Source organism: Chamaesiphon sp. GL140_3_metabinner_50 (genome assembly GCF_025361915.1).
In the GTDB taxonomy this organism is placed as follows: Bacteria; Cyanobacteriota; Cyanobacteriia; order Cyanobacteriales; family Chamaesiphonaceae; genus Chamaesiphon.
Window position 1 is genome coordinate 1 of record NZ_JANYJC010000127.1, and the last position, 9,249, is coordinate 9,249.

Annotated in this window: 10 protein-coding genes; 8 read left to right on the forward strand and 2 right to left on the reverse strand. The window is 49.3% G+C overall.

All coding sequences use genetic code 11. The annotated features are described in order from the left end of the window. Positions 1-151: 151 nt before the first annotated feature. Both Q0R35_RS06740 and Q0R35_RS06745 read right to left on the reverse strand, forming a co-directional pair. On the reverse strand, positions 152-673 hold the full coding sequence (locus Q0R35_RS06740) for a DUF2231 domain-containing protein (protein ID WP_295615326.1): 522 nt from the start codon (positions 671-673) through the stop codon (positions 152-154). 23 nt (positions 674-696) lie between these two features. Continuing rightward, entirely contained in the window at positions 697-1,437 is a 741-nt protein-coding gene (locus Q0R35_RS06745) for a DUF2993 domain-containing protein (protein WP_295615327.1), read from the reverse strand. A gap of 191 nt (positions 1,438-1,628) precedes the next feature. Between Q0R35_RS06745 and Q0R35_RS06750 the strand changes: the two genes are divergently transcribed. The 8 genes from Q0R35_RS06750 to Q0R35_RS06785 all read left to right on the forward strand — a co-directional run. Then, complete coding sequence (locus tag Q0R35_RS06750; RefSeq protein WP_295615328.1) at positions 1,629-2,639, forward strand: SDR family oxidoreductase; 1,011 nt, start codon at positions 1,629-1,631, stop codon at positions 2,637-2,639. 44 nt (positions 2,640-2,683) lie between these two features. Then, positions 2,684-3,391, forward strand: a complete 708-nt coding sequence (locus tag Q0R35_RS06755; protein ID WP_295615329.1) for an SRPBCC family protein — start codon at positions 2,684-2,686, stop codon at positions 3,389-3,391. A 289-nt stretch (positions 3,392-3,680) separates the two neighbouring features. Further along, positions 3,681-4,862, forward strand: a complete 1,182-nt coding sequence (locus tag Q0R35_RS06760; protein WP_366944836.1) for a zinc-dependent alcohol dehydrogenase — start codon at positions 3,681-3,683, stop codon at positions 4,860-4,862. A gap of 176 nt (positions 4,863-5,038) precedes the next feature. Then, a complete protein-coding gene (locus tag Q0R35_RS06765) occupies positions 5,039-6,262 on the forward strand; it encodes a zinc-dependent alcohol dehydrogenase (RefSeq protein WP_295615331.1) in 1,224 nt (407 codons plus the stop codon). Between the two features lie 86 nt (positions 6,263-6,348). Beyond that, positions 6,349-6,864 carry a hypothetical protein gene (locus tag Q0R35_RS06770; RefSeq protein ID WP_295615332.1) on the forward strand — a complete coding sequence of 172 codons (516 nt, stop codon included), beginning with the start codon at positions 6,349-6,351 and terminating at the stop codon, positions 6,862-6,864. Positions 6,865-7,052: 188 nt separating this feature from the next. After that, on the forward strand, positions 7,053-7,415 hold the full coding sequence (locus Q0R35_RS06775; RefSeq protein ID WP_295615333.1) for a hypothetical protein: 363 nt from the start codon (positions 7,053-7,055) through the stop codon (positions 7,413-7,415). Positions 7,416-7,455: 40 nt separating this feature from the next. Then, positions 7,456-8,268: an SDR family NAD(P)-dependent oxidoreductase gene (locus tag Q0R35_RS06780; RefSeq protein WP_295615334.1), complete on the forward strand. Its 813-nt coding sequence runs from the start codon at positions 7,456-7,458 to the stop codon at positions 8,266-8,268. A 253-nt stretch (positions 8,269-8,521) separates the two neighbouring features. After that, positions 8,522-9,249 (forward strand): NAD(P)-dependent alcohol dehydrogenase (locus Q0R35_RS06785; protein ID WP_295615335.1); only part of this gene is annotated, 728 nt, incomplete at its 3' end.

Here is a 9,249-nt window from a genome sequence, read left to right on the forward strand (position 1 = left end):
CTGTGGGTAATGCATAGCCTTATAAAGGGGGGGCTTTGCTCCCTCCCCTTTATAAGGGGAGGGTTGGGGTGGGGTAAAGATCTACGCTAGTTACTAATTACTCGTGTATATACCGTAGCCTCCTGGGAGGGGACTCTTTGGAGGGATTTTATTAGGGTTCGTAGCGGCTGCTGTCGCCGATGACTGCGATTTTGTGACGATAGATTAGTTCGGCACCGAACCAGCCTGAGACTGCTAGCAGCGACGCGACGACGACCGAAATAACGATCCCCACAGGTAAAATTGCGCCTTCAACATTATTTAATCGCAAGATCCAGTTAACTAACGTCAGAGACATGGCAGTGACATTAATCACCATGTGAATCCAGCCTGCGCTGCGCTTTCTGACTCGATCGATCCGCAAGAAATCTAGCATTCCAGTTAGAGCGGCTACCAGCCCCGAAACAAACCCCGCACCAATCAACCAGATGGCTGCGCGCGCCCAAAAAGCATCGCCTGTGAGCCAATAACCGACATCAGCTCCCGCCGCACCTGAGAGGAAAGCGATCGGGAATGTCACAATTAGGGGATGAAGTGGGTGCTTGGCGATCGCGACTGTACTGGGTATGCCACTATCGAGATACTCGGCAGTGTTACTTTCGATAAACGGGGGAATGCTGGGAGTTTGCGCCATGATTTTGCACCTATTAATAAAGTTTAGATAGTTGGAATTTGAGCGATTTGACTTTTGGCGTGAATCACCAATTTGCCCAATTGAGCCTCTAATTGATGAAGCTGGAGCGATACGCCAGGGATGTTAAAGTTGCGGAGATCGAGTAGCGCAATTAGTTGTTCAAAAATCACCATTACTAGCTTGAGATTTAAACCTTCGCCTTGAGCCGCTAAAATCTCTAGCGAAATGCGATTACCATCTTCATCAATTTGGGGAATGGCAGTTGCTGACATCTTTTTTATTTCATTTGACTCTCGCATCAAAAAAGTTGTCGAAATTACAAATTGGTTGTCACCAGGTAGATCTAGTGATGCTTGTTGAATATCGATCGTGACTGGCTGCCCGTCTACATCCATTTTCAAGCCACGTAACTTGCTCTGAATGTAGTCACAACTAAAAGCATGATTGATATCTGCTTCAGTCAAAACGATTCGGGCTTCGGCATCAGTTGGATGAGTGAGTTCGATATTCCCAAAGACTGCCTTCAGCGGATCGATCGACACTGCATCAGTGTTGATTTGAATGTTTTCGACTCGGAGATGTTGCTTGACGACTACGCCCTTGCCGGAGATCTCAACAGAATCTAGTTTTCCTTGGATAAAACTTACAGGATTGGTACGAATATCGACCTCGATCTCTTCAGAGCGATCGATCTGAGTCGCAATCCCCATCTCTACTACTTTACTTAGTGCCTGATTTCCCAAGTCGGGGGAATCTTGTGACATGTTTTTTTGGTGCAAAATTCAATTTAGATATTACTAAAATCGAGAGTGTTTTGTGTGTGTATTTTTTAGTAATAACAAGAATAACTAATAATTCAATCTACCAAAAGAGATAGGATGGATCTCCCTCTTGAGAGAGAAGACTCTCAGGATTGACATTGTTAGCATACTGATGTTGCAATCATCTAACTGCCATGAAACTAAAACCGATCGAACAACAAGTAGTTGCTGTGGTTGGAGCTTCTAGTGGAATCGGTCGCGAAACTGCACTCCAGCTTGCCAAACGTGGGGCGAAATTGGTAGTTGCGGCGCGGAGTGAATCGGGATTGACATCATTGGTTAAAGAAATCGAGCAATTTGGCTCGGAAGCGATCGCGGTTACTGCTGACGTGGCTGACTTTGAACAGGTCAAAAGTATTGCCGACAAAACTATCGAACGCTTCGGACGGTTGGATACTTGGGTACATGCGGCGGGAACTGCGATTATTGCTCCATTCGAGCAAGTAACTCCTGAAGAATTCAAGCGGGTAATCGATGTCAATCTGATGGGATCGGTGTATGGGGCGATGGTAGCAATGCCACACCTGAGACAGACAGGGCGGGGCGCATTCATCGCGGTTTCGTCTGTAGAGGCGCGGCGATCGATGCCACTGCAATCGGCTTATTCTGCCTCTAAGCACGGGATGGAAGGCTGGCTCGACTCATTGCGATCGGAACTCAGATACGAAGGATTCCCGATTAGCATCACCAATATCCTCCCCTCGGTGATAAATACGCCTTTCTATAACAAAGCGCGGACGAAACTGGGCGTGATGCCAACTGGAATTCCCCCCTACTATCAGCCGAATATAGTTGCTGAAGCAATTTTACATGCTGCCGAATACCCCGCGCGGGACATCATTGTCGGCGATGTCGGTCGCATCATTGACTTCGTGCAAAAGCTCGTGCCAGATATCACTGATACCCTTGTCGGTGCGATCGGGATTCCCGGACAACGCACCAAGACGATTAAAGCTACAGATGACCCCAATAATCTGTTTGAGCCGATCGAAGGATACAACACCGTAGCTGGCGATTTTTCTGATAAAACTATTCCCAGTTTCTTAGACTGGTTCGATCTGCATCCGGCGGTCAAATGGAGTGCGGCTGCGGGGTTGGGCGCATTGGCTCTGATTGTGGCTAATCTGATGCCAGATCTGGATTAGTTAAAAGTCGATCGGTTTTGAAGATTAATTAACAGGTAATAAAAATGGAAATTAAATCGAGTGGTACTGGTAGTTCGTCAGAAAACTTTAGCGATACCGAACGGTGGGGGTCGCTGATTACGGGCGGTGCCCTAGTGTTATCGGGATTGAGCCAACGTTCCTTGCGCGGTGCCTTAATGGCGATCGCAGGTGGAACCCTAGCCTACCACGGTGTCGCCGGACAAAAGAGTTTGCAGGATACCGTCACCGCTGCAACGGGATTAGATAAGCCACTGCGGGTCGAAAAAACCGTGACGATTCAAAATAAGTCAGCCGCAGAACTCTATCAATATTGGCACAATTTTGAGAACCTGCCGACATTTATGAAGCACCTCAAATCGGTAACGGTGATGACTAGCACCAATCGTTCGCATTGGGTGGCAAATGCACCGCTGGGTAATAGTGTCGAGTGGGATGCCGAAGTCGTTAACGATCTCGAAAACCAGCTCATTAGCTGGGCATCATTACCCGGAGCCACCGTCGAAAATTCGGGCTTCGTCCGGTTCCAAGCCGCACCTCCTGGGCGGGGTACCGAAGTCAAGGTGGTATTAGAGTATAGCGTCCCTGGTGGTGGTTTGACTGCGGCGATCGCGTCCCTATTTGGCGAAAACCCCGAACAGCAAGTCGGTGACGATCTCCGTCGGTTCAAGATGCTGATGGAGACTGGGGAAATTGCCACTACTGAAGGTCAATCGTGTGGGCGACGGAGTTAATCGGTTTGATGCGGAGATCTACCCACCCCGCCCGTTGGGCACCCCTCCGAGGAGGGGATTTTCCATCGGAAGAAGCGAAGCGAATGCTTCTCTCTATAAGGCTACTGTGTACGCACTCTCGCTCGAAGTGAAGACAACCCTAGAGATCTCCCTAAATCCCCCTTTTTGGTAGAAAATCCCCTCCTCGGAGGGGTGCCCGAAGGGCGGGGTGGGTAGATCTATGCCGCATATCCAAACCGATCGAGTGTATCCAAATTTAGAACCACTAATCGCATGAGGCTGAATGACGATGAGAGCACTTTGCTGGCAGGGTAACAATAAAGTCGGCGTTGAAACCGTCCCAGATCCCAAGATTCTCAATCCGCGCGATGCAATCATCAAAATTACCAGCACCGCCATTTGTGGCTCCGATTTACACTTATATGCTGGCATGATTCCCACCGTGCAGAAGGGGGATATTATCGGTCATGAATTTATGGGCGAGGTGGTAGAACTAGGTAGTAAAGTCAATAACGTCAAAATTGGCGATCGCGTAGTAGTACCATTTAGTATCGCTTGTGGCTCTTGCTTCTTCTGCAATCGCGATTTGTGGTCGTTGTGCGATAACTCAAATACCAATGCTTGGATTGCCGAAACAGCGATGGGTCATACACCATCTGGGATCTATGGTTATGCCCACGCTCTAGGCGGTTATGCTGGCGGACAAGCAGAATATGCGCGAGTTCCCTTTGCCGATACGGGTTTGCTCAAAATTCCCGACGGACTCACCGACGAGCAAGTGATATTTCTGACGGATATTTTCCCCACTGGCTATATGGCTGCCGAAAACTGTAACATTCAGCCTGGTGATACCGTGGCGATTTGGGGCTGTGGGCCGATCGGACAATTTGCGATTCGGAGCGCGTTTATGCTTGGTGCCGAGCGGGTAATTGCGATCGATCGCGTCCCCGAACGGTTGGCAATGGCTAGAGCAGGCGGCGCGGAAACCCTTAATTTTGATGAGGTTGAGGTCGGGGAAGCACTCAAGGAGATGACGGGCGGACGCGGCCCCGACTCGGCGATGGATGCGGTGGGAATGGAAGCCCACGGCAAGGGTTTCGAGGGTTTGTATGACAAGGTGATGCAGACTGTCAAAATTCAACTCGATCGCGCCAATGTATTACGCCAAGCGATCGTCGCCGTTCGTAAAGGCGGTACCGTCTCTCTGCCAGGTGATTACATTGGGCTAGTCGATCAGGTACCGATGGGTGCTTTTATGAACAAGGGTTTAACCATGAAAACGGGACAAACTCACATTCATAAGTATCTGCGACCCTTACTCGATCGAGTTCAGAAGGGCGATATCGATCCGACCTTTATCATCACCCACATTTTGCCGTTAGAGCAAGCTCCCCACGGCTATGAAATCTTCCAGCAGAAAAAAGATAGCTGTATCAAAATCGTACTCAAACCAGGACTGGTTGCAGCTTAATTGCTCTGATGGACTTCGTTTTGAGATCTGAATCCCCCTAAATCCCCCTTTTTAAGGGGGACTAAGACCGGATCTTAGCCCCCTTTTTAAGGGGGTTTGGGGAATTTAGATCTACGCTTCACATCAAGCATCCTCTAAAACCACCATCTACTATCCACCATCCACCATCCACCATTATGAAAGCAGTTTGCTGGCAAGGCACCAATAAAGTCCAAGTCGAAACAGTTCCAGATCCCAAGATCCTCAATCCTCGTGATGCCATTATCAAAATCACCACCACAGCGATTTGTGGCTCCGATCTGCACTTGTATAACGGTTTAAATCCCACCATGAAAAAGGGTGACATCATCGGTCATGAATTTATGGGCGAAGTAGTCGAACTTGGTCGCAAGGTCAACAATGTCAAAATTGGCGATCGAGTGGTCGTCCCATTTACGATCGCCTGTGGCTCATGTTTTTTCTGCACCCGTAAGCTTACAGCCCAGTGTGATAACTCCAATCCGAATGCTTGGATGGTGGAGCCATTAATGGGTCATTCCCCATCGGGATTATTTGGCTATTCCCATCTGACTGGGGGATATGCGGGCGGGCAAGCCGAATACGCTCGTGTCCCCTTTGCCGACGTGGGTTTGTTCAAAATTCCCGACGGGCTGACCGACGAACAGGTGGTGTTCTTTACCGATATCTTTCCGACTGGCTATATGGCCGCCGAAAACTGCGACATTCAGCCTGGAGATACAGTCGCGATCTGGGGTTGTGGCCCCGTCGGACAATTTGCGATTCGGAGTGCTTTGATGCTCGGTGCCGAGCGGGTAATTGCGATCGATCGCGTACCGGAACGTTTGGCAATGGCGAAGGCTGGCGGTGCCGAAATCCTCAATTATGAACAAATTGAGGTCGGCGAAGCTCTCAAGGAGATGACGGGCGGGCGCGGCCCCGATGCGGTGATGGATGCGGTGGGGATGGAAGCCCACGGGATGGGTTTAGAAGGTTTCTATGACAAGGCGATGCAAGCTGTCAAACTCGAAACCGATCGCCCGAATGTATTGCGTCAAGCGATCGTTTCCTGTCGTAAGGGTGGTACTGTCTCGGTTCCAGGTGTTTACACCGGACTGGTCGATAAAATTCCGATGGGTGCGTTTATGAATAAAGGTTTGACGATGAAAACAGGTCAAACCGACGTGCATAAATATCTGCAACCGCTACTCGATCGAGTCCAAAACGGCGACATCGACCCGACATTTATCATCACCCACTCTCTCCCCCTAGAGCAAGCTCCCCACGCTTACGAAATTTTCAAGCACAAAAAAGATAATTGCATCAAAGTCATTCTCAAACCCGGTCAAACAACTCAAACAACTCAAACAACCGAATGGCCGACAATTCCGATCGCTAACTAGATTCTTGAATTAGAAAATTCTCCGCTCCCAGATCCCCGACTTCTCTAAGAAGTCGGGGATCTATCCTCACATAATCCGTTATTTATATGAATTATCTTGTTGCAGTTTTACCCGATCGCACTCAAGCCGAAGCCGCCTATTCTGCTCTCGAAAAAGAAGGCTTACCAAATGATGGAATTAATATTTTAGGCGAAGGTTATCAAAGTGCCGATGACTATGGATTAATCGATCCAAATATCGAAGCTAAGAAAGAAATTAAACGCGAATTATTCTGGCTAGTCGGCTTTGGATTTATTGCTGGATTTGCATTTAACTGGTTGACAGCGATCGAAATAATTCCCGAAGGCGCACCAATTGTCAATCATATTTTGGGAGGAATTTTCGGTGCGGGTGCGGGTGCCTTGGGTGCTTATTTTTCCGGCGGTGCTGTCGGCTTAACCATTGGTAGTGGGGACGCACTGCCATATCGCAATCGGCTCAATGCTGGTAAATATCTAGTAATTGTCAAAGGTACGGGCGAACTTACCGATCGCGCCACCCGAATATTGCGTCAATTCGAGCCAGAAAATATTCAAGGATATAGCGAACCGATCGGCACCTAATTGGTAATCAGATCGCGACTTTATCTGGTAAGTAATTAATTTAAATGATGATCTGTGTTTATCTCATTAACTGACTAAATCTACACCTTTTGGTAGAGAAGATCTTAGCTTCATTGTAGTTAATCTTAACAAGTATTGGTCAAAAGCTTACTCGTAAAAGTCTGCTATATAGCATCTAGGAAATAAAAATGTTCGACACGATCGCCCAGGCAATAGTTCAAATCAGTGACTGGTTTAAACAGCTACGAGTACGGCAACTTTTATCGGTAGTTGCGCTCGGCTTTATCTTATTAAATACTAGCGTAGCACCCGATCGGGCTAGCAAAGCGACGATCGATAAACTGGAGCAAATGGTAGAGCAAGAAAATCCCAATCGACCTAAAACGACCAAGGAATGGCAACAACAGGCGCGCGAAGTTAAAGGTAAACCGGGCGAACGCATCGAACGCATCGGCGAACAATCGGCAGATGCCGTCAAAGAATTTGGCAAAATGTATCCAGACGTTGCTAAAAGAAGCGAACGCGAACTGGAAAAGAGTACTGGTAACTAACGATTGTGAGCCGCCGATTGAAATTGGGATTTAAATAGTTATGACCGATTATGCCACCACCAATCCTTCCGCTCGACCCCTGGCGGTCGTCACAGGTGCCTCTAGCGGCATCGGTTACGAACTAGCCAAACAGTTTGCTAAAAACGGCTTCGACCTGCTCGTTACATCGACCGGAGAGCGGATCGATACAGTAGCCGCAGCCTTCGAGCAGCTTGGAGCCACAGTCACAACCGTCCAAGCCGATCTGGCTAATTATGAGGGTGTCGAAAGCCTCTACCAGCAGATTCAGGCTAGCGGCAAACCCGTTGAGGCGATCGCGATTAATGCTGGAGTCGGTGTCGGCGGCCCATTTATCGAAACCGATCTCCAGGCCGAACTCAACGTCATCGAACTGAATATCGCCTCATCCGTCCACTTGGCAAAGCGCGTCGTGCCCGATATGGTAGCGCGTCACCAGGGACGGATTTTGTTTACATCCTCGATCGTGTCCCAAATGCCTGGGCCATTTCAAGCAGTCTACGCCGCCTCCAAATCATTCGTTCATTCCTTCTCCCAAGCCCTCCGCAACGAACTCAAAGATAGCGGTGTCACCGTTACCGCCCTGATGCCAGGAGCCACCGATACCAACTTCTTCGATCGGGCAGGATTGGAAGATGCCAAAGTTAACAAGGCTCCCAAAGACGACCCCGCAGAGGTAGCCAGAATGGGCTTTGAAGCCCTCATGGATGGCAAAGATAGCATTTTGGCAGAATCCCTCTTAACCAAGGTTGCAGGTACCGTCAGCAAAATCCTTCCCGATCCGCTCAAAGCCGAGCTGCACCGGAAGATAAGCGAACCTGGTGCTGACAAATAACCCAAGTTGCTACCGATGCAAGTGCCTACGATTGTGTCTTGACGCACTCGACCTGGAGGAAACCTCCGTGATGCGCGCGTCGCAAATCGTGGCTAGTGATGCGAAGTCCGCCTACGCGGACTAAGATCCCAGTCCGCGTAGGCGGACTTTGCAACATGAGCAGCGGTTTCTAACCGCTGAGGTTATAGATGGCAACTATTAAACAACGATCGTCACAGCCCACTAGCCACACCTATTCCCACATATCATCCAAATGACTAAAACAATTGGATATGCTGCCCAGAGTGCCACCGAGCCATTAAAGCCGATCGAATTCGATCGACGGGAACCAGCAGCCGAGGATGTCCAAATCGACATCCTCTATTGCGGCGTTTGTCACTCAGATGTTCACCAAGTCCGCAATGAGTGGAGTAATACTGTCTATCCCTGCTTACCCGGTCACGAAATCGTCGGACGGGTGAGTAAAATCGGGACGCAAGTCACTAAGTTCAAAGTCGGCGACCTCGCTGGTGTCGGCTGTATGGTCGATAGCTGCCAATCGTGTACTCCCTGCCATGCTCAGGAGGAACAATACTGCGAAGGCCCCAACGGGATGACCCTCACTTACAATGGCCCTCAACTGCCGGATGGTAGCAATACTTACGGCGGTTACTCCGACTCGATCGTCGTCCGCGAAAAATTCGTCCTCAAAATACCCGAAAATCTCGACCTTAAAGCAGTTGCACCCCTCCTGTGCGCGGGCGTGACTACCTACTCGCCGATGCTGCACTGGCACGTCCAAGCCGGACAAACGGTCGGTGTTGTCGGACTCGGTGGTTTGGGCGATATGGCAGTCAAACTAGCGGTGGCGATGGGTGCCAAGGTCGTCGTATTTACCACCTCGCCGGAAAAAGAAGCAGATATCCGCCGTTTGGGTGCTGAAGATGTCGTCCTCTCCACTGATAAAGAAGCAATGGCTAAATATGCCAGCAGCTTCGATCT

Bases quoted from the DNA above. Each gene is read 5' to 3' on its own strand.
- Q0R35_RS06740 (WP_295615326.1), bottom strand. From the start codon at position 673: ATGGCGCAAACTCCCAGCATTCCCCCGTTTATCGAAAGTAACACTGCC.
- Q0R35_RS06745 (WP_295615327.1), bottom strand. From the start codon at position 1,437: ATGTCACAAGATTCCCCCGACTTGGGAAATCAGGCACTAAGTAAAGTA.
- Q0R35_RS06750 (WP_295615328.1), top strand. From the start codon at position 1,629: ATGAAACTAAAACCGATCGAACAACAAGTAGTTGCTGTGGTTGGAGCT.
- Q0R35_RS06755 (WP_295615329.1), top strand. From the start codon at position 2,684: ATGGAAATTAAATCGAGTGGTACTGGTAGTTCGTCAGAAAACTTTAGC.
- Q0R35_RS06760 (WP_366944836.1), top strand. From the start codon at position 3,681: ATGAGAGCACTTTGCTGGCAGGGTAACAATAAAGTCGGCGTTGAAACC.
- Q0R35_RS06765 (WP_295615331.1), top strand. From the start codon at position 5,039: ATGAAAGCAGTTTGCTGGCAAGGCACCAATAAAGTCCAAGTCGAAACA.
- Q0R35_RS06770 (WP_295615332.1), top strand. From the start codon at position 6,349: ATGAATTATCTTGTTGCAGTTTTACCCGATCGCACTCAAGCCGAAGCC.
- Q0R35_RS06775 (WP_295615333.1), top strand. From the start codon at position 7,053: ATGTTCGACACGATCGCCCAGGCAATAGTTCAAATCAGTGACTGGTTT.
- Q0R35_RS06780 (WP_295615334.1), top strand. From the start codon at position 7,456: ATGACCGATTATGCCACCACCAATCCTTCCGCTCGACCCCTGGCGGTC.